Source organism: Paenibacillus sp. FSL M8-0228, from assembly GCF_038007385.1.
GTDB lineage: Bacteria > Bacillota > Bacilli > Paenibacillales > Paenibacillaceae > Paenibacillus > Paenibacillus polymyxa_D.
The window spans coordinates 778,930-804,962 of record NZ_JBBOXA010000001.1 but is presented as its reverse complement, the minus strand read 5'-3'; the positions used below and the strand labels follow the sequence as shown (position 1 = coordinate 804,962).

At 47.0% G+C, this 26,033-nt stretch carries 19 protein-coding genes and 1 pseudogene; 5 read left to right on the top strand and 15 right to left on the bottom strand.

Translation table 11 applies throughout. The annotated features are described in order from the left end of the window. The first annotated feature begins 48 nt into the window (after positions 1-48). Positions 49-3,348 carry a DUF5695 domain-containing protein gene (locus tag MKY98_RS03630; RefSeq protein ID WP_069010952.1) on the top strand — a complete coding sequence of 1,100 codons (3,300 nt, stop codon included), beginning with the start codon at positions 49-51 and terminating at the stop codon, positions 3,346-3,348. A gap of 283 nt (positions 3,349-3,631) precedes the next feature. On the opposite strand, the gene MKY98_RS03625 is transcribed toward MKY98_RS03630, so the two are convergent. Next, positions 3,632-4,678, bottom strand: coding sequence for a hypothetical protein (locus MKY98_RS03625; protein WP_069010951.1), 1,047 nt, complete (start codon positions 4,676-4,678; stop codon positions 3,632-3,634). A 172-nt stretch (positions 4,679-4,850) separates the two neighbouring features. Here MKY98_RS03625 and MKY98_RS03620 point away from each other — a divergent pair, with 172 nt between their 5' ends. Beyond that, positions 4,851-5,249, top strand: a complete 399-nt coding sequence (locus MKY98_RS03620) for a hypothetical protein (RefSeq protein ID WP_029515842.1) — start codon at positions 4,851-4,853, stop codon at positions 5,247-5,249. A 407-nt stretch (positions 5,250-5,656) separates the two neighbouring features. Here MKY98_RS03620 and MKY98_RS03615 read toward each other — a convergent pair whose 3' ends face one another. The 6 genes from MKY98_RS03615 to MKY98_RS03590 all read right to left on the bottom strand — a co-directional run bounded on the left by MKY98_RS03615 (position 5,657) and on the right by MKY98_RS03590 (position 13,907). Continuing rightward, positions 5,657-6,484: a carbohydrate ABC transporter permease gene (locus MKY98_RS03615; protein ID WP_029515843.1), complete on the bottom strand. Its 828-nt coding sequence runs from the start codon at positions 6,482-6,484 to the stop codon at positions 5,657-5,659. After that, positions 6,481-7,365, bottom strand: coding sequence for a carbohydrate ABC transporter permease (locus MKY98_RS03610; protein WP_069010950.1), 885 nt, complete (start codon positions 7,363-7,365; stop codon positions 6,481-6,483). The genes MKY98_RS03615 and MKY98_RS03610 overlap by 4 nt, the downstream gene beginning before the upstream one ends. 38 nt (positions 7,366-7,403) lie before the next feature. Next, entirely contained in the window at positions 7,404-8,684 is a 1,281-nt protein-coding gene (locus MKY98_RS03605; RefSeq protein WP_069010949.1) for an ABC transporter substrate-binding protein, read from the bottom strand. Positions 8,685-8,903: 219 nt separating this feature from the next. Further along, entirely contained in the window at positions 8,904-9,971 is a 1,068-nt protein-coding gene (locus tag MKY98_RS03600; RefSeq protein ID WP_069010948.1) for a response regulator transcription factor, read from the bottom strand. Continuing rightward, positions 9,968-11,767 (bottom strand): sensor histidine kinase, encoded by a 1,800-nt coding sequence (locus tag MKY98_RS03595; RefSeq protein WP_069010947.1) that lies wholly within the window; start codon positions 11,765-11,767, stop codon positions 9,968-9,970. The genes MKY98_RS03600 and MKY98_RS03595 overlap by 4 nt, the downstream gene beginning before the upstream one ends. A gap of 133 nt (positions 11,768-11,900) precedes the next feature. After that, complete coding sequence (locus tag MKY98_RS03590) at positions 11,901-13,907, bottom strand: beta-galactosidase (RefSeq protein WP_069010946.1); 2,007 nt, start codon at positions 13,905-13,907, stop codon at positions 11,901-11,903. Between the two features lie 295 nt (positions 13,908-14,202). Here MKY98_RS03590 and MKY98_RS03585 point away from each other — a divergent pair, with 295 nt between their 5' ends. Next, positions 14,203-15,123, top strand: coding sequence for an AraC family transcriptional regulator (locus MKY98_RS03585; RefSeq protein WP_029515849.1), 921 nt, complete (start codon positions 14,203-14,205; stop codon positions 15,121-15,123). Between the two features lie 153 nt (positions 15,124-15,276). On the opposite strand, the gene MKY98_RS03580 is transcribed toward MKY98_RS03585, so the two are convergent. From MKY98_RS03580 to MKY98_RS03565, 4 genes are all read right to left on the bottom strand, one after another. Further along, positions 15,277-16,365, bottom strand: coding sequence for a site-2 protease family protein (locus tag MKY98_RS03580; protein ID WP_029515850.1), 1,089 nt, complete (start codon positions 16,363-16,365; stop codon positions 15,277-15,279). A 75-nt stretch (positions 16,366-16,440) separates the two neighbouring features. Beyond that, positions 16,441-16,713, bottom strand: a complete 273-nt coding sequence (locus MKY98_RS03575) for a hypothetical protein (protein WP_029515851.1) — start codon at positions 16,711-16,713, stop codon at positions 16,441-16,443. A gap of 62 nt (positions 16,714-16,775) precedes the next feature. After that, positions 16,776-18,053, bottom strand: coding sequence for a lipase family protein (locus MKY98_RS03570; protein ID WP_069010945.1), 1,278 nt, complete (start codon positions 18,051-18,053; stop codon positions 16,776-16,778). A gap of 20 nt (positions 18,054-18,073) precedes the next feature. Further along, positions 18,074-18,373, bottom strand: a complete 300-nt coding sequence (locus tag MKY98_RS03565; RefSeq protein ID WP_029515853.1) for a hypothetical protein — start codon at positions 18,371-18,373, stop codon at positions 18,074-18,076. 357 nt (positions 18,374-18,730) lie between these two features. On the opposite strand from MKY98_RS03565, the gene MKY98_RS03560 reads away from it, so the two are divergent. Then, positions 18,731-22,096, top strand: coding sequence for a DEAD/DEAH box helicase (locus MKY98_RS03560; protein WP_069010944.1), 3,366 nt, complete (start codon positions 18,731-18,733; stop codon positions 22,094-22,096). A gap of 93 nt (positions 22,097-22,189) precedes the next feature. Here MKY98_RS03560 and MKY98_RS03555 read toward each other — a convergent pair whose 3' ends face one another. The 3 genes from MKY98_RS03555 to MKY98_RS03545 form a co-directional block, all read right to left on the bottom strand. Then, a complete protein-coding gene (locus MKY98_RS03555) occupies positions 22,190-23,140 on the bottom strand; it encodes a ring-cleaving dioxygenase (protein WP_069010943.1) in 951 nt (316 codons plus the stop codon). Positions 23,141-23,195: 55 nt separating this feature from the next. Further along, on the bottom strand, positions 23,196-23,822 hold the full coding sequence (locus MKY98_RS03550; RefSeq protein ID WP_029515856.1) for a nitroreductase family protein: 627 nt from the start codon (positions 23,820-23,822) through the stop codon (positions 23,196-23,198). 129 nt (positions 23,823-23,951) lie between these two features. Beyond that, positions 23,952-24,323, bottom strand: coding sequence for an MmcQ/YjbR family DNA-binding protein (locus MKY98_RS03545; RefSeq protein WP_029515857.1), 372 nt, complete (start codon positions 24,321-24,323; stop codon positions 23,952-23,954). 366 nt (positions 24,324-24,689) lie between these two features. On the opposite strand from MKY98_RS03545, the pseudogene MKY98_RS03540 reads away from it, so the two are divergent. Beyond that, positions 24,690-24,893: pseudogene (locus MKY98_RS03540) on the top strand (MFS transporter); the annotation flags it as partial. A gap of 148 nt (positions 24,894-25,041) precedes the next feature. Here MKY98_RS03540 and ahbB read toward each other — a convergent pair. After that, positions 25,042-26,031 (bottom strand): siroheme decarboxylase subunit beta, encoded by a 990-nt coding sequence (gene ahbB / locus MKY98_RS03535; protein ID WP_176715701.1) that lies wholly within the window; start codon positions 26,029-26,031, stop codon positions 25,042-25,044. Positions 26,032-26,033 lie beyond the last annotated feature (2 nt).

Below are 26,033 nucleotides of genomic sequence, written 5' to 3'. Positions count from 1 at the left end.
ATTAACGTAGTGAGCACGCTCACGAACCTTTGTTAGGAGGTTGATAACATGGCAGTACAGCTATCTAATCAAGTGTTCTCCATCTCTGTCGGAGATTACGGGGATCTCTCTTCCTTGCGACTGGTAGGGGACACTTTTAATACCAACTATGTTATGAACAGCTCCAACGCACCTAAACAGAATACGTCGGATCATCAATGGCTGGGTGAACTCATGTTCACCTATCGTCTCGGCAACGGAGCGTGGACTCGGGCATGGACAAGCAATTCTGCTGATGCGCGCCAGATCACCTCTTCTGGAAACAGTGTCCAGGTAGCCTATCAGAATTCATCAAACCATCAGGGAATACGTAATTTCATTTTACATGAAACTTATTCGTTGGTTAACGATTATTTGCACTGGCAAATGAAAGTAACGAACAGCTCTAATCAAACGCTGGAGATCGGAGATTGGGGACTGCCACTTCCGTTTAACGAGTACTGGTCGGGTGGCAATAATGAACAAATTTATGAAACCAGAGTACTCTCACACTCCTTTGTAGGCCATAACAGTTCCTTTATTACCGCTGGACGACCTAGCGGCATCGGACCGTATGTACTACTAATCCCTGATGCCTCAACGGGGGCTGGTCTCGAATATCAGGACCATTGGAGAACTGAGGAGCATCCCGGCAGCACATGGGCTATGGAGCAAGGGGGCTGGTCCGAAGGACTGAATGTGTTCTATATCCACTCCAATGTCATCAAGAGCACCAACCGTGGCTATCTTGGAAGCACCAGTCTGTCGCTGGCTCCTGGTGAAAGCAAAACGTATGCTTTTAAATTTTACAAGGTAGCGGACGAGCAGGCCGTAAAGGACAGGCTGTACAGTGAGGGACATGTGGATGTGACCGTGGTTCCGGGTATGATCTTCCCAACCAATCTCAAGGCTAAATTCGATCTGCATACCAGCAAATCCATTACCTCTGTCACCGCGCAATATCCGTCGGAAACGACCATCAGCTATCTGGAAACAGCCCCTACAAACCATAAAATATATGAACTTACACTGGGACGACTGGGACATAACAATATTACGGTTAACTATGGTAACGGCGAAAAAACCGTTCTCCAGTTCTATGCCATCGAGCCAATCGAAGCTGCACTTCAGCGTCACTCTACCTTCATGGTCAACAGCACCCAATGGAACGTTCCGGGCGACCTGAGGGATAAGGTCTTTGATGACTGGATGATGCAGTACAAGGCCAAACGCAACAGCTTTGCTGGTTACTGGGGCTGGGGTGACGATTGGGGGCTAACTCACGGTCAGTTTCTGGCGGAGAAAAACGTTCAGAAGCCCGTGGCATCTGAGATCAAGGCAGTCGATGATTATTTGGAAGTGGCCATCTGGACGAATTTGATGGAAGGCCATCATAGCGATTATCTGGTTCCTGATTTCCTGATGCCGCAGCCTAATACGACACCAACGTACCGGGGCTATGCCTATCCGCACATTTATAATACGTTTTTTAGCATGTATAAACTTGCCAAGCTGTATCCCAACCTGATCAGCTATCGCAATAGCAAAAACACATATTTGCTACGTGCTTATCATATTTTTAAAGCGTTGTATGAAGGCCCTGTTGCCTATAACTGGAACACGGGACTCATGGGTGAGCTAACTACACCTGATATTATTAAAGCGCTTCAGGAAGAAGGCTTGACCACCGAGGCTAACGACCTGATTGCCAAAATGGCTACCAAGTACAACAATTTCAAGAATACCACCTATCCTTATGGCTCTGAGTATAACTATGACAATACAGGCGAAGAAGCCGTATATACACTCGCCAAAATGAACAACAACACGACGATGATGAGCAAAATCAACGCCAAAACGCGTGCTGCACGCGGTCATATGCCTGTCTGGTACTATTACGCCGATCCGGTCACCATTACCGGAGAGAATTGGTGGAACTTCCAGTACACGACCTCACTGGCCGGCTATGCGATGGATGACTGGACACGTCGTTATTCGTCCAAGCCTGAAGTGGATCAGCGTCTATCCTATGCCGCCAAGCTGGCGAACATCGGGGCGATTAACTCGGGACAGATCAGCTCTGATCCTGCCAATATCGGGGCGGTATCGTGGACATATCAGGCAGGCAAGGGCAATTACGGCGCCCTGGGTCTGGACGGCGGCCCTCTCTTTAACGGATGGCGTGGCATGTCCGGGGAAGCCGATCTAGGGCTGTTTGGAGCCATTAAAATTCTAAGCTCGGATGTTGCTGTCGATCCCATATTCGGTTTGTTCGGTTATGGCTGTGACGTTACAGAAAGCAATAACAGCTATACGGTTACTCCAAAAGACGGCGTATTCCAACGTCTGCATCTGATCACCCAGAAGCTGAGTCTGGAGTTGAACCGGGATCAATATAGCTTGGCCATCGTGTCCAAGTCCAAGAACAACATGCGCCTGACACTGAAAAATATGACCCCAGGCACGACTCATACTACCGTTATGAGCTTGACCGGACTCGCGGCAGGTACGTATGACGTGCTCGTAGACGGTACCAAAACCGGATCAGTCACGGCTGCTAACAGCTCTGCGATCACGGTCAGACTGAATATCGGTACGGCAGCCAACTATGATATCCGTATTCAATCGAGTACAGGTAATCCGTCTCCCGCTGGAGACATTATAGCCCATTATGAATTTGACGAAACGGCCGGATCTACCGCAGTCGATTCTTCCGGTTATGGACAACAGGCCAGTGTAAATGGAGGCTCGTGGGGCGCGGGACGGAATGGCAATGCTCTGCGCCTTAACGGTACAGACGCCTATGCCAGCCTGCCCGGCGGAATAGTTAGCAGCCTCAATGACTTTACCATTGCCGCATGGGTACGAGTGAACACGCATAATGGCTGGGCACGCCTGTTTGATTTTGGAGCAAGCACGGATCGGTATATGTTTTTGACACCTAAGGCCGAGGGAACTGGTATGCGCTTCGCTATCACTATCGCGGGGAACGGAAAGGAACAACAGTTGAATGCGCCGGAGCTAGCAACAGGGGTTTGGAAGCATGTCGCCGTGACTTTGTCAGGCAATACTGGAATGATGTATGTGGACGGTGTAGAGGCGACGCGTAACACGAACATGACGCTGAATCCTTCCAGTCTTGGACTGACAAACCGGAACTATATTGGGAAATCCCAGTTTGATGATCCCTATCTGAACGGCGCAGTAGATGAACTGATCATTTACAACAGAGCCCTGACCGCTCAGGAAATCCGAGGCTTGGCCTCGGCAAGTAGCATCATTACAGCCCCTGATGTGGGAGTCCAAGCATATGCTGAGGGGGCAGATTAGAATGCATTATGCATTCATTCATGCCGTTAACGTTTTAGATTGTGAATGATTTGTATTATGAATGATTTGTATCGTGAAACATTTGCATCGTAAATGATTGGGATCGTGAATTATTTCTGCTGGTGCTTCTCATTGCCTCCGCCCCGGATTTCTTATATTAATTCTGTAATCAGGGGAGAAATCCGGGGAGGTGATGCTTCCGAAGTGAGCCTTCCTGTGGAAATCTCTTAAAGCGACCACTTTACCAAAGTAATCAGCGGCAGCTATTCCATCTATAGATCAATTAGCTTCGTCTAATACGTGTCGTTCTTGGTCTTAAGCGAGCGAGTTCCTCACTGGTGAGTTGTCTAGTATAGGAGCGAGGGGAAGACCCTGTATCTACCCTCAGCACCCTGCCTGCCCCGCTGGGTCGGGCTACTCGTGTGTTGAATACCTGCATGGCCCACTGCACTGGAAAGGCTATGGATAAGCGACCATCTGCCGTGCCTGCATAATTAACCGCAGCTGCATAATTATCAGACTGTCTGAGCCATACAGAGCCAGAATCCCCGGGTAGTGATACAGGAGTCGTACCTCTAATAACTGTCTGATCTTCGAAGGTCAGTAAGCCCAACTCTCCACCATAATTGATTTGCAGGTCCGTATAGACGGACTCTACCGTGCCATTGACCCGCCCGGTCGTACGCCCTACCTTCTTCAACCTATCCCCTATGCGATAAGCGGTCACATGACCCGGAATCGCTCCTACTGTGGCATAACGCGGATTGAGCAGGTTGTTACGGGTCGGAAGCGAAAGCGCCCCATCAATCAGGTTCGTTCCGGTAGGATTCAAGCGCACGTAACGATATAGCCGTCCTATACGATCCTGAGCAACCGTCCCCCCATCGGCTCCGCCTGGCTGAATTGTAGCCTCCCGATTGTCTGTATTGGAGGGATTGAGGACATGGTTGTTGCTAAAAAGATAACGTGTAGCCGGCGCTCCAGTTGGGGCGACGATGAGTCCGGTTGTACCGGAGCCTTCAATCGTCCCGACACTGTAGCCGGCGATGACCGGGCGTATGCGCACTCTGTAGTCCGTAGCATTGGCTCTGATCTTTCCAGTCTTTACAATTCGGACTGGAACGTTTGTTTTCTTTCCTAATGCGGTGGCCGACAGGAGTCCAGTAGAGGCCGACGCTAAACGGTCCGTGTACACAATGACAGCGGCTCCCCTTTTGGGATGGGCAGGGTCCCTGTATCCTACGCCAATGCCGTGGACACCGGACATTTTTAAGACTCGCTTGGCCATCCGCTTTTTCACTTGAAGCGCGGCCGAGAAGGTAGCCAACATGATCATCTCCTTTTACATTCAGATGAAATATTGTATGGCTAAGGCCGCTTCGCGTTCCATTTGATCTACGATCGCTGTATTGAAAAGCATATGAAAACATACCATAAAATGGTACACTTATTTCCGAAATTGACATCTTATCATTTGATTCTGATGTTCAAGGAGGTACTTTATGTTTTCAATCATGTTGACATACAGCATACAAGCAATTGCAATTTTACTAATTATCTTTGAATTGTTGAGAAAAAACAGAAAAAAAGTAGGCTGGGGATCACTTTCACTGCTGTTATCTCTTCTTGGCATGGCTGTTTCTTTTGAATTTGGCGATTACATATTGGGAGACCAGTTGCTTTCCTTTTTTGGATTGTCCGCATGGTCCAATCCTGTCGATAATACTAGGTTTCACTACACCATTTATCTATCCAGTATTTTTTTTATTCCCAGTTTAATCATTGGATATAAAAATCCTAAAGAGTTTGGAGCTACAATCGGAAAACGGGTTTCTAGTATATATCTAACTTTGATCATCATTTCGCTTTTATTTTTTATTATAAGTATTTTCTCGAAGTAACGTTGGATGTGCGTCGTTCCAAAACAAAAGCCTTTCTCAGCGGAGGGTTTCTGTTTTATCACATTAATTCCGAACATTCCTGGGTGGGTAATTAGATTAAGGAGCTGATATTATCTATAATTCATTTACCTCAACATTTTTTGCTGCGTTAACTGCAATCACCCTCATAACGCTGCCAAAATTAGAAGCTAGGGTGAGTAAGAGAACAATGTTGAAAGTGAGAATTTCCATAATAACAACAGTTCTGCTGATCGGAGTCGTGTTGTATATCATTGACCCTCAGTGGTGGATCATTGTAGCCTTTGCAATTTTGTTTGTAACCCTTCCTATCTTTTTATTGAAACGTTGGCGCGAAAAAAGCTGAATCAGAGAAAAAGCCTTCCTTATTGATAGGAAGGCTTTCCACCTTATCCCTTAACCGCTCCCTCCGCGATTCCTTCCATAATGAATTTCTGAAAGAATGCATAGATCAGGATAACCGGGATGGAGGTCAGCACGAGTGCGGCCAGGATAAGTGACCATTCCTTGTTGTACTCTCCAAACAGCATATTGGTCGAGAGAATCAGGGTGTAATGGTTCACATCCGTCAGCATCAACAATGGAAGCAAAAAGTCATTCCAAATCCACAAAAAATCCAAAATCGCGATAGTAACTGTAATCGGCAGCAGCAAAGGAAATATAATGCGAAAGAACGTCTGAAACTCATTACAACCGTCCATTTGCGCGGATTCTTCCAGCTCACGCGGGATGGATTTGACAAATCCATGATACAAAAAGATCGCCATATTCACACCCAAGCCGATATAGATCAGGGCCAAACCGTACGTACTACCCTGAACGGACAAATCTTTTGCCATTCGTGTAAGCGGTATCATAATGGAGTGAAACGGCACCAGCATCGACGCGACAAACAGGAAGAAAATCGCACTGCTCAGTTTCCCCTGTGTACGAGACAGCTTGTAGCCTGCCAGCGCCGAACAGATCACAATGCCACCAATGCCGATAAAAGAAATAATCGTGGAATTCAGGGCGCTGTTCAGCAAATGCGTCTGATGAAAAGCCTGACTGTAATTTTCAAAGTGAAGCTTCGTCGGCAGCGCCGTAAAGGATGCAAACATCTCACCCTGTGTTTTAAACGAGTTAATTACCGCCATGTAGATGGGGAAGAAGGACACGACTGCGCCCACGCACAGAATCAACGTAATCAGCAAGGAGTTGGCTTTCTTCAACCTCATGCCTCCACCTCCCTCTTCTTCATGACACGCAGCTGAATCAGGGTGAAAATGAGAACGATCGCGAACAAAATTACAGATTTGGCACTCGCATAACCATAACGGAAGTTGTTGGAGAACGCCTCCTCATAAATGTTCATTGTAATCACCTGTGTACTGCGCCCCGGTCCCCCGCCAGTCAGTCCGTATACGACCTCATACACCTTGAAGGCACCATTCAGCGTCAGGAAGAAACAGATCGTAATCGCATGAGTAATCATCGGCATCGTTACGCTTCGCAATGTCTGAAATGCGTTCGCCCCGTCAATAATAGCAGCCTCCTTCAAGCTTTGTGGTACACCTTGAAGCGCCGCCAGATAGATGATCATCATATAGCCGACCCCATTCCAGAGCGACACAATAATGATAGAGAAGAAAGATACTTTCGGATCGCCCAGCCACGATTGGCCCAAAAAGGCGATAGCCGTCTTTTCGGCGATCTGTGGCAGCACGGAAGAAAAAACGAATGTCCACATAAATGCGCTAATAATGGTACTGATCATATTGGGCATAAAAAATATTGTCCGGAAAAATCCTTTGGTACGTGTACGCGACTCAATCAACACGGCCAGAGCCAGTGCCAGTACATTTTGCAGCACAATCATGACGAATACGTATTTAAGGGTAAACCAAAGGGAATTGAGAAAATCGGGGTCTTCCTTCAACGATTCCACAAAGTTCCCCAAGCCGATAAAGCTGTAATTGGGATTCAATCCGTTCCAGTCTGTAAAGCTGTAGTACATGCCGCTGATCGTTGGAATGAGCAGAAAGATGGCATAAAAGATCAGCGCCGGGGCTGTAAACGCCAGTAGCATGACGTATTTTTTATAGATTTTAAAAGGCATGGAGTCTCACCCTCCTGGTGTAATTCTGTAGGTTACCGTTACTTGTTCACTTTGTTATACGATTTCCATGCCTTATCCAGCGCCTTAATGACGTCATCCTGCGAGAGCTGACCCGCATAATAGGATTGTAGCGATTTGCCTGCTTCGTCCTTGACCGCTTGCGGGATCGATGGATCTTGGTACGACTTGCCTGCTTTCACATATTCGGTAGCGTCATTAACCCAAGGATAGCTTTTAAACGTATGCACTTTGGAGATCGGGTTAAATTTCAATGCTTCATAGAACGCGCTGGAATCCTTGTCATCCAGCACATAGTTAACAAAATCGAGCGCAACCTCCTTATTCTTGCTTGTAGAGGATACAGCCAGCGAAGTCGAAGTGGACAAATTGATCAGTGTCGCATTGGGATCGTCATTGATCGGCAGCGGTGCTACCCCAAAATCCATCTTCGGATCCGATTTTAAAATCGTTTCCGCAAACCACGGTCCCTGAATCCACATCGCCGCTTTACCCGAGGCAAACGCAGCCGATCCATCATCCCCGCCGATTTCCAGCGCCTTGTCTGTACCGTTACTATTCACCAGATCAATAATGTCGAACATGCTCTTCATTTCGGAAAAGGAGCCTTTATCCTGATTCATCCGGTCGATAAAATCCTTATTCTGTGTGTTCATCATCGCACCCGCTGTCAGCGGCACGAACAGCTGTGGAATCCAGGACTCCTTGTAGGACAACAGGAACGGTTTCACATTATTCGCTTTCAGCTTCTCGACCACAGCCTTCATTTCGGTCAACGTTCCTGGCGGCTGCAAATCCAAATCCTTAAATATCTTTTTATTGTACAAGTAGCCCCATGAGATCGTCTCCAAAGGAACCGCTACGACCTTTCCGTCTTTGGTTGTCACCGAAGGCTTCACACTATCCATCAATTTGTTAACAAAAGGCTGACCGGACAAGTCCTCCAAATAGCCCGCTTTATAAAACGGAGGAATTTCATTCACCGCGTGTAATGCAAATACGTCCGGCGCATCGTTGGATGCGAGTCTTGTCTTCAAAATTTGTGCGGCGTTGTCCGCAGGTGGCATCTCCAGTTGCACTGTAACGTCGATATTTTTATCTTTCTTCTCTTTCGCTACGAACGCATTAATGTATTTATCGTAGTGCTCCTTCAAACGGGGCTGAGCAATAAACATTTTGAGATTCACCGTTTTGCCGTCTCCACCGGAACCGCTGCTGTCACTGCCTGAAGAATTCGCTCCACACCCGGCCAATAACGTGCCAACCAGCATTGTGCTCAATACACCTTTCCACATTTTCATGAAAAATGACCTCCCCTATTTTGAAAATAACTGCTACCCACCGGCAAATCAGTTGTTATTCAAAGCAGCTATGCCGCCGGTCTTCAATCTCTATTCGGCTCTGTGCGAACTTCATAAAGACCAAATTCCTTTGTATCACTCCTTTTGTATACGCTTTCATTATAGGATGGGAGGTCACTTCTGCCATTGGACACCCTTAGCTTATTGGATTGGACTTTTTTAAACTTCCTTCCTCATTTCACCGGGTGCCATGCCAAAATGCTTTTTAAATACCCGATAGAAATAAGACACATCCTCATATCCTGCCATCTCCGCAACTGCTTTAATTGAAACCTGTTTATTGACCAGCCATTCTCGCGCCTTTTCCATTCTTCGCGCTACAATATAGTCCGTTACATTTTGACCATACTCCTGCTTAAATACCTTGCTCATATACTCTTTGCTCACAAAAAAGTTTTTCGCCAACTGCTCCAGTGTAACCGGCCCAGCAAAGTGACTGTCGATATATCGCCGTACCTCTTCTAAATTCAGCTTGTTTTTGTATTTCCGTTGCCGAATGAGCTGATCCAGCTCCTGAACATAGCACGACGATACGAATTCCAGCGCATGTTCTACAGAGGATACGGCATCCTGCGACAGTGGAAATCCTGCCTTTGTCGTAGAAGTATCCAGCCCGTTATCCGCTGCGAGCTCTTTCAGCAGGGAAAGAAGCTCCTGTACCAGCCTGCCCAGCATAGGTGGACTCGGTGCTCCGTAACTCTCCAGCTCCTGCATAACCTGCCTGCAGGTTATACTCACCCCGTCACAGTTCAGCTCATTAAAATAAAGACGCAGCAGTTGCTTATACCGGGTCAGCTTGTGAAAAAACTCATAATCCAGCTCTGTCGCTTCTTGCTGCTGTTCAGCCGCCTTGACCTCCAGATCGTTTTTGCATTTGAGCAGCACTGCATTCAGCTCGGCAGGATTGACTGGCTTTAACAAATAATCGACGGCCTTGTAACGGATGGCATGTTTGGCATATGCAAAGTCATCATATCCGCTCACGACAATGATTTTCACATCAGGACAATGGTTATTTAGCGCTTGCAGCAGCTCCACTCCGTCCGCACCCGGCATGTGCATATCAGTAATCACAATATGGGGAGCTAACTCCCCAACTAGCCTGAACGCCTCGTCTCCGTCCTCAGCCTCACCCACTACCAACATTCCGAGTTTTTCCCATGTGCCAAATGTCTTCAGAATATCGCGATTCCACGGCTCATCGTCCACAATTAATACTCTGATCATACTTTTCCCTCCTCTGCTGAGATGAATGGAATGCGGATGGTAACACGTGTACCAACACCCTGCTCACTATCTATCGTCACTCCGTAGTGCACTCCAAAATTCATCCGTATGCGTGAAGACACATTGCTCAATCCGATATGACTACCCTGCGCCCAGATCGGTTCCTCCGACGCGTTTTCCAGCTTTGCCCGTACTTTTTCCAGCTTGTCCGGGGACATGCCGTTTCCATTATCGCAAACCGTAATACACACATCTTCTCTCATAATCTCCACTCGAATTCCTATTCGCCATGCCCCTGCCTTACGGTCAAGACCGTGCTGAAACGCGTTTTCCAACAATGGCTGAAGCGATAGCTTAGGCAGACGAATATCCATCGCCTGTTCTTCTGTCTCCACCTGAAACACTAATCTTTGCGGAAATCGACGCTGCTGGATACTCATATAATGTCCCACATGGTCGAGCTCTGCACGCAGAGAGGCCAAATCCTGAGGTTCTCGTACCACGTAACGGAACATCTCACTCAGCGACCGAATGACTTCATAGGTATCCTCTGGCTTTTGGGAAAACACCATACTTCCGATCATTTGCAGTGTATTTTGCAGAAAATGTGGATGAATCTGTGCTTGGAGCGCTTTCAATTCAGCCGTCTTTTTTTGCAAATTGATACTGTATTCCGTCTGGATATGCTCGCGGATTCGGCCTGCCATCCCATGCAGACTTCTTTCCAGCAGTCCTATCTCATCCGGACGTGTACTTGGCTGTCCAACCGGCCCTTTGATCATATCCAGCTCCTGTACGGAACGTGCCAAATGAACAATCGGACGTGCAGTCCGCCATGCGATGAAAACGGCAATGCAAATAGAAACCAGGATAGAAATTACACCTACGATAATACCGTACAGCATGGTTGAAAAAGCGCTGTGGTTAATAGAGGAAGTGGGTACGATTTTGACTAGCCTCAGTCCAACCACATCCAGATCATTATAGAACACATAATGCTCAGCCGTTTGAATCACTCCGGGGCCCGGCTTAACGTCACGAAGAGCTGTCAGCACATCTGCAGGCGGTGGCGACTGCCGAGCCTGTGCCGGATACATACCCCTGCCATCCGCATCTGTAATAAGCACCTGATGCTCATCCCCTCGTCCCAGCAGGCCCAGCGTCTGATCGAATTGCGACCACAATACATCCAATGAAATAGCCCCCGTCTGCTTCTGGTCTTCAAAACGCCGAATACTGCGCGTCAGAGTAAAGCGTTCCGGGTCAGCAGAGCTTGGACGAATCGAATAATCCTTATTCGCTTGCCACATCTCGGCATACTGCGAGGGAATACCGCTCACTGTCGTAATTTCATTTTGCATACTATTGAAGGTAAACAGGGTTTGCGATTGCTTCAAATAAAGCTGGATGCCGATCACATGACTCCCAGCCGAATAATACACATTCGCCATCGTATTCAGCATTTTTCGCTGGGCATTAAATTGGCTTGAAAGATTGTCAGGCTCGCGCTCATTCAAATAATCGCTCAGATCAGGGCTGATCTGAATGCTGTAAATCAGATGATTCAGACGATCTAGCTGATCGCTGATATAAATTCCCGTCCATTTCATATTGGACATGTTCGTCTCTACGACTTCGGTTTCCATAGACGCTCTGCTTTTCTCCGCAGCCAGCACCGTGACAGCAATGACCGGCAGCACAGATAGAACAACCATCGTTAAGATCAGCTTGAGCTGAATGCTACGTCGATACGGGGCCGTCAGCGCCCGGAACCAGCGGACTGCTCGGGTTGGCATAGCGATGCACTCCTCTATTCAGCCATATGCGAAAACGCCCCGCAATTCGCAGGGGCGCTTCATGTACCGGATACTCCCGGAGAATACCTATATGAAATGATTCGCAAGTCAGTTTCAGCTCATTAATCATCATTTACGCTTCTTCGATAATTATAACACCCCAAGGCTCTAATGAAAGCGTTTGTCCTTGGGTAACTGTACGCTCCCCGATTAACTCCTTGCCGTCTCCATACGGATACACTACCGAGCCTGCTTGTTCGGAATAGTTAAAATAGTACCGGATTGTCCGTCCCAACTCATTCGTGCCAGATTTAACAATGATCGGATAAGACCTTTCCTGATCCAGTCCCCATACTCCTGCCTTTTTGGCTACAGAGCTGAATAGTTCGCGGATGACCGCCGAGCTGACGATACAGCCGATGTAGGTCGCTGTTCCCCGACCATGGCGGTTTTGCGTAATCGCGGCATATTTGCCCCAATGCGGGTGATCGTAATAGGCCAATACTTCGGCAGTCGTCGGGGTAATCAGCTCCATCCACGTATCTACCTGATTGTCTTCTGGTGCGACCTCAAAAGGATTATTTTTGAGCGTCACCTTCTTTGGCTCCACGAACAAGCTGTAATGAATGCCGCAGGCTTCGCTAATCACGCCCGGCTGCCGGGACGTTCTCACCTGCACATGCTCGTCGGTAAATCCGCTTCGGAATGTGTATACTACATGACCACCTTTTTCCACATATCGGTTCAGCTTCTCCAGTAGTGCGTCTGGGGCAGAATAGAGAATCGGGACGATCAAGAGATCATAGTCGTCAAACGATTCTGTACCTGGATGAACAATATCCGTCCCGATATTCAGTTTATACAACTCGTCATACAAACGGCGTACGATGTCATTGTAATTCAACGGGCTGCTCATATTAAATTTAAACCAGTCAATCGACGTCAATGCTTCGTTGCTGACCAGAATCGCCGTTTTATTTTTCTTTTTCAGGTTGACCAAATGCGGAGACAATCTTGCAAAATCCTTCCCTATGGTCTGTGCTTCCTCATACACTGGATTCGGCTCAAAATCATGGCTCAGCAGACCCTTCCAGTAGGTTTCGAAGGAATTATGGATGGAATGCCAGTGCCAGTATGCCACCATATTGGCCCCTGAAGCCAGATGGCTGAACGCTTGCAGACGCAATTGCCCCGGATAGGGAACCCAGTGGGTAAAAGCCTGCGCTTCCGTTTCTAGCACTAGATAGTTGTTATTTTTCGTCGAACGTGCCACATCGCCACCGAAGGAAATTTCAATACCAGTCAGGTCATCCTGTGATGGATGGTAAATATCCACCCCAGTCACATCAAAGGCTTGCGATGCCGCAAAGTGATCCACGTCTGGCTGAACACCAAAGGAATGACCTCTCCATTCAAAATCAAAGTTTTGCGTAATAAATTGGTCCTCCCGCTTATATTCCTTCACCAGCGCGACCTGCCATGCCAGAAAGTCCGTCACCAGCTTGCGCTGGAATTGGGAAAAGGCTGCGCCCAAACTTCCATTAATCGTTCCGACCACTGAAGGAAAGTCCTCCCAGCTATTGATGCGATTACTCCAATAGTCCAGACCAAATTTGCGGTTTAGCTCCTCCAGCGATTCGAACCGCTCTCGCAGATACTTTACAAATTGCAATTGCACATTAGGCCCACTCGTGTTGTAATGCTTGGTCTCATTATCCGTCTGAAAGCCAATGACCGCCGGATGCTGACTCACCCGTCCGATCAGCTTGCGTATGATTCGCTCGGCATGAAACAGGTACACCGGGTTCGTAATGTCCATAATCTGGCGAGCACCATATTTGCCCGGCCCTTGAGGCGTTGTCGCCAATACATCAGGATGCTCCTTCACCAGCCACGTGGGTACGGCATAGGTGGGCGTCCCCACAATGGCTTCAATGCCCGCCTTATGCATGGCGTCCAGCACCCGATCCACAGAAGTAAAATCAAACACGCCATTTTGCGGTTCATGCGTACTCCAGGTGGATTCCGCAATCCGCACCACGTTGATGCCCGCATCCTTCATCATTTGGATATCCTGGTCCAAACGGTCATATGGCATATATTCATCATAATAGGCAACACCGTACAGTAGCTTTTTCATCAAGTCGTCCTCCAATTAGGTTCATCAGGATTTTGCAAAATTCGATTCCAGCCACTCCGAAGATCGGAGCACTAAGTGCATTCCATATACGGGCTAGTACAAATAGAGTACTGATAATTGAAACAGATATGTCAACATAATCCGCATCACTTTCAAAATGTCTATATATAAGCACTTTCTTTTATATAAAAGCTTATACAATAGCATTTGTAAGCGCTCTTTTATTATAGTTAAATGTTAGATACAATGAGATTGTCTAAGCGGTGTAAAATTTACCCTAATCGAAGGTGATCTGATGATATTAAATCCTGATGTTGATCCATCTCTATTTCATGATTGCCAATGGCTGCCCATTATTGACTGGAATGTGAAATTTTTTGGCGCCCATATTCACCGGGTCCAAGCGGATTGGTGCATGCCGGAGGAATCTCATATCGGTTTTGAAATTGCACTCATTTTAGAAGGTCGTCAGGAAACGATTATGGAAAATAACGTATATTCGGTTGGAGAAGGTGATATTTTAATCATTCCGCCGGGTTTTAAACATGTGAGTCAGTGTGTTTCCCCAAACGGCATGTACTATTTTAGCTCTCATTTTAATGTCGATGATCCATTATTCCGTCAGGAAATGATTAAAAGCAATCAGCTCTTTTTTCCGGCGGGTACTGAAACGAATGCCAAGCTGCAAAAGGTTGTCCATAGCTGGATTGGCATGGTGCGGAAAAGCGGAGAATATACGACAGCAGACCGTTTTCGCATGCAGATTGCCTTATTTGAGCTATTCGGGATATTCTCGCAAATGATATCTACCAGTTTGGAGCCCAGAATTGCGCCTTCATCCGTTCAATATGCCAAGGCCATCATGGAAGCTATTCAATCGAGGTTTAAGCCTTATCGGGAAGATGAATCTGGCGAGCAAGCGTTCCGACTTGAAGATGTGGCGGCTTCTCTCGGGATCAGTCCTGGCTATGCCCAGGAAGTGTTCCGCAAGGTATACGGCTATTCACCACGTCACTATCTATCGGAAACCAAGTTGCATGAAGCTAAGGTGTTGATCCAGCAGCCCAATCTACCACTCAACAAGGTAGCTTCCCTGCTCGGATACTCCAGTCTGGCTCATTTCAGCAGACAGTTCAAGCGCTGGACAGGCACCAGCCCACTTAAATACCGCCAAACGTTAAAACCGATTACTAATGAACAAAGGATTAAGATATAAGGACGGATAGCAAAGGCTCCACCGTGTTATTCAACCCAAAAAAAGAGCGTGACACCGAATATTGCGGCTGTCGCGCTCTTTTGTCTCTATTTTCTACAAGCTGTACCGTTGCCTTAATGATCTAAAATCTTCACCAAGCTCTCATCATTCGGATCACAGCCTAATATCCCCTATATGCTGGTGCACCACATACATCATCCCCATCAGGAATACGGCCAAAGCCAAGTAACCGATGCCGAATTTCCAGCGCGATGATGCGGGTACTTCGTAATACTTATCATTTTCAAACGGAATATAATCAATCCCACACAGCAATCTGAGCTGGTACGCATCCGGCGTCGGTATATGTTCCACACCGTTCAGCCATACATCCTGGACAAGACACTGCTGTGGCAGCAGAAGTGTCTGCTCCACATCCAGACTTTCCATATACACCGTCACATATTGCTGCCCCTCTAAATCCGAGTAGGTATTAAAAGATAATCTGCGCGTGTGCTCCGGTCCAGGCAGCGGATATCCTTGTTCATACAGATGCTGTACGTTCACCAGTGGCTTTTGCAAAAAGGATTGGACCTTAGCCTCTTCTTTATTGCGTTTAACATATTTTTTGTACAAATCGTAGGCAAAGAACGCCCATATCAAGAAAAATAAAAAGGATTTTAAATATACTACGACTACAATTCCACCCAATAGACCCACCAGCCACAGCCAACGCGTCACTGCCGTGGAAATCCGTCCTCCGTCGAGCGGATGAATCGGCAGCAGGTTGATCAGGTTCAGGAAAAAGCCGACATACGAGAGCGCATACAACAGGGGACTGTCTGTTGCATAGGCTCCTGCGTATACTGCCATAGCCCCAATCGTCCCCAGTAACGGGCCGCCCATGGCCACATAAGCCTCTGTCTGCGCATCCAAAGGTTGACGTTTCATGGTGATCAGCGCACCGAGAAAAGGAATAAATAATGGTGCTGATACGGGAAGCCCCTTGCGCTTGGCGGCCAATACATGTCCCAGCTCATGTACAAACAACAGCAACACGAAGCCGACCGCAAATCCCCACGGGTAAATGATCGCATATGTGCTAATCGTTATCGCCATAGATATCAGCGCACCGCCAAATTTACTGAATTTTAAAAGGGCAAGTAACGACTTGCCTTTCAGAAGAAGCAATGCTGCTGCACTACCAAGGTACCATTTGGATGAGCCGGATTTGGAATCGGTCTTTTTCTCTTCATTTTGCAAAAGTATCCGTCTCCTTTCTCTAACACTTCCATTGTATCCTGCTATGTGCAGCTTGTAAAAACTTCTCTACCTTCATTACTGTACAGCGTCTGTACGTTTCATCAATTCAACATACTGAATTAACTCTGCCTTTTGTTGCTCTAAAGTATGAATTCTGTTCGTTAACCCGACAAAAAAAGCTTCAATTTGGTCTCTGATAGCATTGGCCGAATGCCCAGTCCATTCATGCAGACGCCCATATAATACACGTGCCGCTTGTTCATCTGTGCGAAGTTTGGCGAGTAGCCAGGTCAGCTCCTTTTCGGCAAGCAATAGCTCTTCCAGTTCGACCCGTAATTGTCCGTTCAAATTACTGGCCACCTCCTATGTATTCATTTTTCTATATCGTTAGTACCTTGTTATTAGCGTTATTAGCTAATATCTGCCTGGATAAACTGCTCTATTTTGTACTCGAGATTGTAAAGAAATTCATTAGTCGTCCGTAAATGCCACTGACTAAATTCCATCATGGAGGAGTCAAGCTGTGTTACAATCGGCTGCAACCGCCGACTCTGACTACTGTGCAAATAGCGTGAAAGCCTGGCTCTGACACGTTGGAAATCTGCATCACATTGTTGTGCATTCGCCTTCCATTTTTCAGCTACAGCGAGTAGATGCTCCGGCATGACTTGAATCGTACCTGCTGAAGCAGATGTTGCCGCCGTTACCAGCGCTGCCTTTTGGAATTGAGTTAAGGTCTGTCCTAATTGATGTATCCAGCCATCCACCGTTTCCATTAGGTTAAAGTCAGATGGAATACGCGGAGATTCCGCGATTCGTTCGCCTGTTACAGGATCATATAGCGGGTTGGATACATAGCCATTCTTATCAAACTTATAATGATTGAGTGAGTGATAGGAAGGCCCACCCAACGTGTTGTCCACTCTCTCTTTTAGTCCTAAGCCTTCATTAGCTGTTTGATAATTATTGTCAATATGGTAGGAAGCTCCTACGTGAAGATCGTACCCTCCCCCAATAAAGCTAGCTATCATATCACTGGGATGCAGAAAATTCGTAATTTGATGGTCAAACTCACCATTTTCTGCTTTCTCTCTGTACTCCGGTGTCAGACTGGAAATGACCGAAGGCGCACAGAATGTAACCGCATTTAACCCTGTATAAGCAGCTACATATTGTGCATTCCCTCCTCCCAGCGAATGTCCAGTTAGCGAGAAGTTGTAGTTTTTGTACTTGTTTTGTATATCCTTTGCATAGTCCTCTGCCTGATAGAACTGGTTCGAGCTGCCGAACAAAGCCTTATCTACGCTTTTTTCTTTCTCTCCCATCCAGTTGTTAAACGCCGTGAACCCTAAAGCGTCGTCCATTTTTTTCATTTTTTCATTATATTCATCTGAATGAATATTCAAGCTACCGTGAATTTTGCGGTTAATTTCAGGAAGTGCAAGAGTCACATCGTTATACAGATCCTGTGGATCATCCGTTTCCGTCCCACGATAGGCGATAACGGCCTGTTCCGTTTCTTCGTTGTAAAATGTGACAGCGGCAAGTCCCGAATCCTCGCGATCGAGCGTGTCTAACACTTTCCAGCCGGGGAGTTCTTCTGATGGTTCAGCACCTTTTTTCATTTTTTTATAGGCCATTTCAGACATTATTTTATAAGTTTCGTCACTTACTTGAAGTGAACTCATACTATTTACACTCCTCTGATCTAGTGATTTTTCTTTTTATCTTGAAAGCCTGGATAAGTCCCATTTTCAATAAGCACCTTTTTTAGCTCGGGACTTATAGCAAAATTCGAAGTTTCCTGATTTTCATAGTTTACAGAAATCGTAAAATCCTCTTCTGCATGACCTATTACATTGCCACTTATATCTACCTTGTTTGTTACATAAGGAGGAAATTTTTTTGCATATGTGATTTCAACGTCTAGTTCGTATTTTTCCTTCAAATATTGAACAGCCGTAGCTTTCGCCTTACTGATCAGTTCAGCATCTTCGTCTTTATTCACCTTGTGGCATCCTCCCAGTATTAAAATAAGGGCTATCAACACCATCATTCCTTTTAGATATCGGTGACTGATCCTAATCATCCCTTTCATATGCGTAACATCCATTTTATATCCACAAAATCCCTTTTATAAATTGTACCTTTTCTTTCCAAAGACAATCAATACGCCATAAGACATGGGATAGGGTTAAGTCTACGGTATCAAATCGGTGTGGAAACCTTCCGTTCTTAGCTGATAAGTTTTATTTCTCGTATAATATCATCCATATTTTTCAATTACATTCCCCACATGTCCATCCTCCTGTCTGTTCTGTTATCATGTAAGAAAACGGAATAACCCAGGAAAGGATTACGAACCATGAGTTTTGAACTTACCCGACGAGCCATCAGACAACTATGCAGTCAAGCCGCTTATGACGACGGGGATGCCTATTACCGGGCCAAAAGAGTGGCCTTTACACAAATAGATCATGATGAAGGGGTATACGAAGCTACGGTCAAAGGAAGCAGCTTTTATGCTGTTGCGGCGATGATCCGATCCAATGGAAGTATCCGAGCAGAATGCACCTGTAGCACATTTCAGAACACCGGTCGATATTGTAAACATATCGCAGCTGTTCTCCTTAACGCCCATGATATACGCCGTGGAAAGAGTCTGTCTGTGCGCTCCTATGCCTCCAGACTTCATCCCGGTACTGCCCCAGATACAGCAGGAAGCATGGATTCAGACGGGATGTACACATCTACAGATGCTTCATATGATCACACTGCTAGAACAGCACGATCCTCTGACATCACACAAGGCGATCTCCAGCTAACCGACAGCATGTTAAAGCTATTTGGCCGCAAGCGACCGCTTCGCAGCACACCAACCCTACTGGATACTCGCGCGGTCTTGGATTTTCAGTTCGTGATCCGACCTTTTGCCTACGGTTACCAAAAATATATGTTTGGTGTGGAAATGAAGGCCGGTCCCAAACGATTATATATCGTCCAGAAAATCCGTCCGTTTCTGCAGAGTATCGACCGTGGGGATAGCTACATGTTCACGAAAAGCTTCTCATACGAGCCTGAGCTGTACCGCTTCCGACCTGAACATGACGCTATTCTCCAGCAATTATCCCAGGTGTGCCACCATGAGCGTATGATTCGGGAAACCTCAGGCACGTATTCATCTTCCAGTAGTCATATGAGCGGCGAGCGAATGCTCCTCATCCCGCCTGCGGCTTGGGAAAAGCTGCTCCCCTTGCTGACAGCAGCACAGGGCGTCTACTTTGAAATTCACGGAAACATGAACGAGGGTATTCCCCAGTCCGACCTGATGCTTCCGCTGCAATTTGAATTTGATGAGGCTGAGGCCGAAACCGAAGGCTACCAGCTAAGCATACAAGGATTGGATGACTTGACCATCATGGAAGACTATGGTGTCGTCATTGCCGATGGCAAGCTTGTCAAACAGAAAGCCGACCCCTTACGGCGTTTGTCCGAGCTAAAACGGATGGTAGAAGTACATCACAGGCGAAAAGTTCAGATCGCGCCAGAGCAGATGGAATCTTTTATGGACAAGGTTGTACCCGGGTTAATGAAGCTCGGACGTGTTCATATAACACGTTCCGTCTCAGATCGGGTCACACAGCAGCCATTGAAGGCCAAGCTGTATCTGGACCGAGTAAGAGACAAGCTGCTGGCAGGGCTGGAGTTCCAATATGGGGATATCATCATCAACCCGCTGGAAACAGATGCACGAACGCCTGGTAACGACCGAATTCTGATACGTGATGGAGAACAGGAGCAACGGATTTTGGAGCTGATGGAGCATAGCTCCTTTGCCAGAACAGACAGCGGATATTTTATGGAAGATGAAGATGCAGAGTATGATTTTTTGTACCATACGGTTCCGCAACTGGAAAAGCTGCTGGACGTCTATGCTACAGGTGCAGTCAAAGCAAAAATAAACAATACTCTGCCTACCCCAAGGATACGCGCGGAGTGGGATGAACGTACAGATTGGCTTGAATTTAAATTTGATATGGAGGGCATACCGGAACCGGAAATTCGCAAACTGCTCAAATCGTTAGAGGAAAAACAGAAATATCACCGTCTGCCGAATGGTGCCTTGCTGCCGCTGGAAACAGAGGAATACAAGGAATTGATTCGGTTCATGAATGAAACAGGTATCCGCAAAAGTGATCTGGATGCAGCCCAAATTCGTGTTCCCGTCACGCAAGGACTGTACTTAATTGATCCTCACGATCATGGGAAAAACCTGACTTTGGGTAAAACCTTTCGCCAGCTACTGGAAAATATACGCAACCCAGACCATCTCGACTTTCCAGTTCCAGACATGCTTGCCCCAATCTTAAGAGATTATCAGGTTTACGGCTTTCAATGGCTTAAGACATTGGCGCATTACCGTTTTGGGGGCATTTTGGCAGATGATATGGGGCTGGGTAAAACGCTGCAAAGTATCGCCTTCCTTGTCTCAGTATTGCCGGAAATCCGCAACCAGCAGCTTCCAGCCATGATCGTGTCCCCTGCATCACTGGTGTACAACTGGCGGAATGAGCTGGAGAAGTTTGCTCCACATATCCGCGTTACTATCGCAGATGGCAGCCCGGAAGAACGCGGCCGGATCATACGGGATGCCGCCAGTTATGACGTCGTCATTACGTCCTACCCGCTGCTACGACGCGATGCAGATGTGTACAGCAAGCCATCGTTTCATACGCTCATTCTGGACGAGGCACAGGCTTTCAAAAATCATGCCACCCAGACGGCACAGGCTGTTAAGGATGTAAAAGCTCGTTACCGTTTTGCCCTGACAGGAACGCCAGTAGAAAATACGTTGGAAGAGCTGTGGTCCATCTTTGACGTTGTATTTCCTGCGTTATTTCCCGGCGGGAAAAGAGCGTTTCACAACCTGCCTCGAAATGTGATTGCCAAGCGGGTTCGTCCTTTTTTGCTGCGCCGTCTCAAGAGTGATGTCCTCAAGGAGCTGCCGGAAAAAATCGAATCCGTGCAGGTATCCCGGCTTCTGCCAGATCAGAAAAAGCTGTATACGGCCTATCTGGCCAAGCTCCAGCATGAAACGTTAAAGCATCTCAACGAGGAAGGATTTCAGAAAAATCGGATCAAAATTCTCGCAGGTCTAACCCGGCTTCGTCAGCTCTGCTGTCATCCTGGCTTGTTCATCGAAGGATATACGGGAAGCTCCGCCAAATTTGAACAGCTGTTGGAGATCATTACGGAATGTCTCAGCTCCGGGAAACGGATGCTCATTTTTTCACAGTTCACCACGATGCTTCAAATGATCGGACGCGAGCTTGCTCGAGAAGGAGTGTCCTACTTTTACCTGGATGGGCAGACTCCCGCTCTGGAACGAGTCGAACTGTGCGATCGCTTCAACGAAGGAGAACGCGAGCTGTTCCTGATTTCCCTAAAGGCAGGAGGTACTGGCCTGAACCTCACCGGCGCAGATACAGTCATACTGTATGATCTATGGTGGAATCCCGCTGTAGAGGAGCAGGCTACCAACCGTGCACACCGAATGGGCCAGAAAAAAGTCGTGCAGGTTATTCGTCTCGTCGCCCAAGGCACAGTAGAGGATAAAATGTATGAACTGCAACAAAAAAAGAAAAACATGATCGACCAGGTCATTCAGCCGGGGCAAGAAACCCTTTCGGCACTGACCGAGCTGGAGATTCGCGAACTGCTCATGATCTAGCTAATTCCACATGCACAAAAAGGTCCAATCACGGTAGAAATCTTCCCGTATTGGACCTTTTTGCTTCTAATATGATTGTTTGGATCGAGCAGATTAATCCTGTTTTAATACTCTAGGTTCAATGGGAACCAGGTTAGACTCAATCTGGGTGCGCTGAGGCTCATACCATTCAGGCAGCATCAGCTTGTGCCCCAACTCATTCAATTCCTCATCCACCGTAAATCCGGGCGGATCGGTTGCGATCTCGAATAGAATACCGCCTTGCTCGCGGAAGTATACGGCATTGAAGTATTGGCGATCTACAATGCCAATAGTCCCAAAACCCTGCTGGTGAACCCATTCGTTCCACGCTTGATGCTCCGTATCATCCTGCGCGCGCCAGGCAATATGGTGAACCGTACCGGCACCGCCATTCCCCCACGGGACATCTTTGACCGGAATATCGATCAGGTTGCCCAGATCACCTGTCGTCTGATAGCGGATGTAGCCTGCATTTGCGTCTTCTCCGATGAGAGTCATCCCCAGGACGTTCTCCAACACCCCTTGCGTATGTTTGGAATCCGCACTGTACAGTACCGCCCCGCCAAAGCCCTTGATCGCTTTATCCGTAGGCACACCCCCGGCTGTCCACGTGTTCAACGGGCCACCTTCCCGCTCCACCAACTCCAGATGTAAGCCCTCGTTGTCTCGGAACTGGATGAATGACTCGCCAAAACGATTAGCCTTCGTGAAAGATACCTTCAAGCTGTGCAGACGGTTTTCCCAGTATTCCAAAGCACCGGATGGCACGACATACGTCGTAATCCCAACCTGTCCGCCTCCAATCTTACCCTTGCGTGTACCCGGAGCTGGAAAAAAAGTAATGATTGTTCCCGGGCTGCCCTCTTCATTACCAAAGTACAAATGGTATACTTCTGGAGCATCAAAGTTGATCGTCTTTTTAATCAATCGCAGACCAAGTACGCCTGCGTAAAAATCAACGTTGCCCTGCGGGTCGCCTGCAAAGGACGTGATATGGTGAATTCCAGCGGTTTTCAATGACATCTTTATCACTCCTTCATTAACATGTTGATTTATTTACACAAATGATTTACAAATTTCAAAATCCATTGTAGCTGACAAATTGTCCAACCGGCTTGCGGTATCCCCGTGCCCGCTGACCCGATTCGTCCTCTTTACCCAAGGTAATCATCATCACCGGTACAAATTGCTCTGGAATATTCAGTACTTCCTGCACCTTCGCCGGATCAAAACCGATCATCGGGCATGTATCCCAGCCTTTGTCCTTGGCAATCAGCATAAATTGCATAGCCGACAGGCTGGCATTACGGATCGCTTCTTCTCTCTGGAAGACAGGTCCCCGCTCGCGATAAAACTGAGTTACCGATTCCACTGTACTATCATATTCCTGCTTGCTCAGGACACCTAAATTCAGGAATCCTTCGTTGAGGTCAGCTACCTTGGTATAAGCTTCTGTATCCCCCAACACTACAATGGTCGCCGAAGCCGTTAATATTTTATACTGCTTACTTGCCTCATCATGCAGTCTTTGTTTGGTATCCGCATCCTGCACTACGATATAACGCGCATGCTGTAAATTAAAAGCCGATGGAGCAAACTTCACCAACTGAAATATTTCTTCTAGTTCTTTTGCATCTATAGTAACATCAGGAATAAATTTAGAAGCTGATCTTCTCTCTTGAATAATATTCACCAGTTCGCTCATGTTAAGTTCCACTCCTTGATATTATTTTCAAATGAATTATCTTTAAATTAAGAATATATCTATTTGTGATTTCTGTCAAGTAAAACTATAAGTATTTTTGGATACAAAAAAAGGGCTTCACTCAGCCCTTTACAGATCCGTTGCCCGTATTCTCATCGTAATCGCTTCACGTTGCGCTTTGGTTAAGCTCTTGAAGACCAGCTCATACGAATGGTCGATCATGCTGTACAAATCCTCCAGTGGGAAGGTAGCATCAACCTCAATCGTATTCCAATGCTTTTTATTTAAATGATAGCCTGGCTTAATCGCCTTGTTTTGTTCACGCAAATTTACCGCAATGACTGGATCACATTTCAAGGATACATGGCTAATACCATCCTTTTCAGTCAGGAGAGCAAACATCTTGCCCCCTACTTTGAGTACCAGGGGATCAGCACCAAACGGGTAATCCTTAACGGCCTCTTTTTGGCTCAAACCATATGCTACAATTTGCTCAAACACCAGCCTTCTCTCCTCTGTTCCGAGTTATTTGTTCTACGAACCTACCTATTTGCGCCCTATTATATCACCTTCATACGCTACATATACACTAAGTCCGTGCTACATTTAGGGGAACTGTGCTAAAGGTGAACCACTACGGATACCGTCGCACACACTGTTCGGATTGGCTCTATATGGGACAGGATAGCTGGTTCGCGAAAAATAATAATGACTACTGTTAGGCGCAATAAGGTAGCGCCTATTTTCCTCTTAATTCACTTCATCCCCCTTTAATCATCCATGTAAAAAAGTGTTTTATTTATATAAGCTTATACGGAAGCGAAAGCTTTTTTAAGCGGCAAAAAATAAATAAAGGAGATTTTTTTCGTGAACTCAAACACTGCTCTTATAAGAAAAGGCGGTGCAAATGTGTCGTCTTCCAAACGTCTCCCGTGGGTCGGGTTGCTGGCTTTAGCCATGGCGGGATTCATCTGCATTCTTACAGAAAGCCTGCCTGCTGGATTACTGCCACAAATTGCACAGGATCTAGGGGTCAGTTCATTAAGATTAGCGGGGCCTTTGCCGATGCTTTCAGACTGCACGCTCGATACTTCCGATCTATGTAAAATTGTAAGCATTACGAATTAAACTCAATATAGTCAAAGAGCGTTAACCTGCCAACACGAAAAACGGACGCTGTCCTTGAAGAGACGGCATCCGTGTGAATATAAGAAGCGCTTTAGATCGAAAAGCTCGTTTTCTTCAATTCTTCCGTGCTGAACAGAATATCGTAATCCTTGATGTCTTCCCGCCGAACAAATTGCTCCGCAACTTTCCGAACAGACGCTTCATCGGGTCCATGAATCATGGCGTATAAATTATACGGCCAATCGGGGTGCGTCCGGCGCTTGTAGCAGTGGCTGACTTCCGAATAATCGGCCAGCCTTTTTCCTGCCTCAGGTATATGCTCCTCAGGAAGTACGCAGATGAACAGGCCATTTGCTGAAAATCCCGCTTCCCTATGCTTTAGAACGGCTCCGATTCGTTTGAGTGCTCCTCCTGCCTGCAGTGCCTGCAAGCGCAGAAACACCTCTTCCAAGCTGCAACCTGTCTTATTGGCAATCTCGGTATACGGTTCAGTTGACAACGGAAGATCTCCCTGCAGTTCGCGGATCAGCTGCACATCCGTTATTTCTATTTTGCATGGTTCCTGTTTGGAGGTTGCGACTCCATTCAAGTTCGGGCTGGGTGTAATGGCTGATGCATCAGCCGTTTCTTCCATATTCAGAAAGACCTTTAGTTTGAATAATTGCTCGGAGGGAAACTCATATAGCAGCGGCCCTCCCGCCGCTTCACGGATCGTTTCAAGAATAGCCCCCCGTTCTTCCTCGGTCCGGGAAGTCAGCGTGAACCACATATTGAGCCTGCTGCGCCGGCGGTAGTTATGGGTTACGCCTCTATACCTGTTGATGACAGCAGCGGTCTGGTAAAAAAGCTCCTCCCTGACTGCCATCGCATACAAACAGCCTCTAAATCCCAGTCCCGCCGGATTAAACACCCCGCCGATCCGCCGGATGAATCCCTCTTTCTTCATCCTTTCAAGCCTTTGAAGCACATCTTCCTGGCGTAATTCCAGTTCCTCCGCAATGGCATTCCAAGGGCGTCTGACCAGAGGAAGCCCGATTTGCAGCCGATTCAGCAGCTTCCGGTCGTTCGAATCCAGGTCCACTA

Bases quoted from the DNA above. Each gene is read 5' to 3' on its own strand.
- MKY98_RS03590 (WP_069010946.1), bottom strand. From the start codon at position 13,907: ATGAAAAAGCTACTGTACGGTGTTGCCTATTATGATGAATATATGCCA.
- MKY98_RS03560 (WP_069010944.1), top strand. From the start codon at position 18,731: ATGAGTTTTGAACTTACCCGACGAGCCATCAGACAACTATGCAGTCAA.
- MKY98_RS03620 (WP_029515842.1), top strand. From the start codon at position 4,851: ATGTTTTCAATCATGTTGACATACAGCATACAAGCAATTGCAATTTTA.
- MKY98_RS03595 (WP_069010947.1), bottom strand. From the start codon at position 11,767: ATGCCAACCCGAGCAGTCCGCTGGTTCCGGGCGCTGACGGCCCCGTAT.
- MKY98_RS03625 (WP_069010951.1), bottom strand. From the start codon at position 4,678: ATGTTGGCTACCTTCTCGGCCGCGCTTCAAGTGAAAAAGCGGATGGCC.
- MKY98_RS03550 (WP_029515856.1), bottom strand. From the start codon at position 23,822: ATGAGCGAACTGGTGAATATTATTCAAGAGAGAAGATCAGCTTCTAAA.
- MKY98_RS03570 (WP_069010945.1), bottom strand. From the start codon at position 18,053: ATGAGTTCACTTCAAGTAAGTGACGAAACTTATAAAATAATGTCTGAA.
- MKY98_RS03615 (WP_029515843.1), bottom strand. From the start codon at position 6,484: ATGAGGTTGAAGAAAGCCAACTCCTTGCTGATTACGTTGATTCTGTGC.
- MKY98_RS03610 (WP_069010950.1), bottom strand. From the start codon at position 7,365: ATGCCTTTTAAAATCTATAAAAAATACGTCATGCTACTGGCGTTTACA.
- MKY98_RS03605 (WP_069010949.1), bottom strand. From the start codon at position 8,684: ATGAAAATGTGGAAAGGTGTATTGAGCACAATGCTGGTTGGCACGTTA.
- MKY98_RS03600 (WP_069010948.1), bottom strand. From the start codon at position 9,971: ATGATCAGAGTATTAATTGTGGACGATGAGCCGTGGAATCGCGATATT.
- MKY98_RS03585 (WP_029515849.1), top strand. From the start codon at position 14,203: ATGATATTAAATCCTGATGTTGATCCATCTCTATTTCATGATTGCCAA.
- MKY98_RS03555 (WP_069010943.1), bottom strand. From the start codon at position 23,140: ATGTCATTGAAAACCGCTGGAATTCACCATATCACGTCCTTTGCAGGC.
- MKY98_RS03630 (WP_069010952.1), top strand. From the start codon at position 49: ATGGCAGTACAGCTATCTAATCAAGTGTTCTCCATCTCTGTCGGAGAT.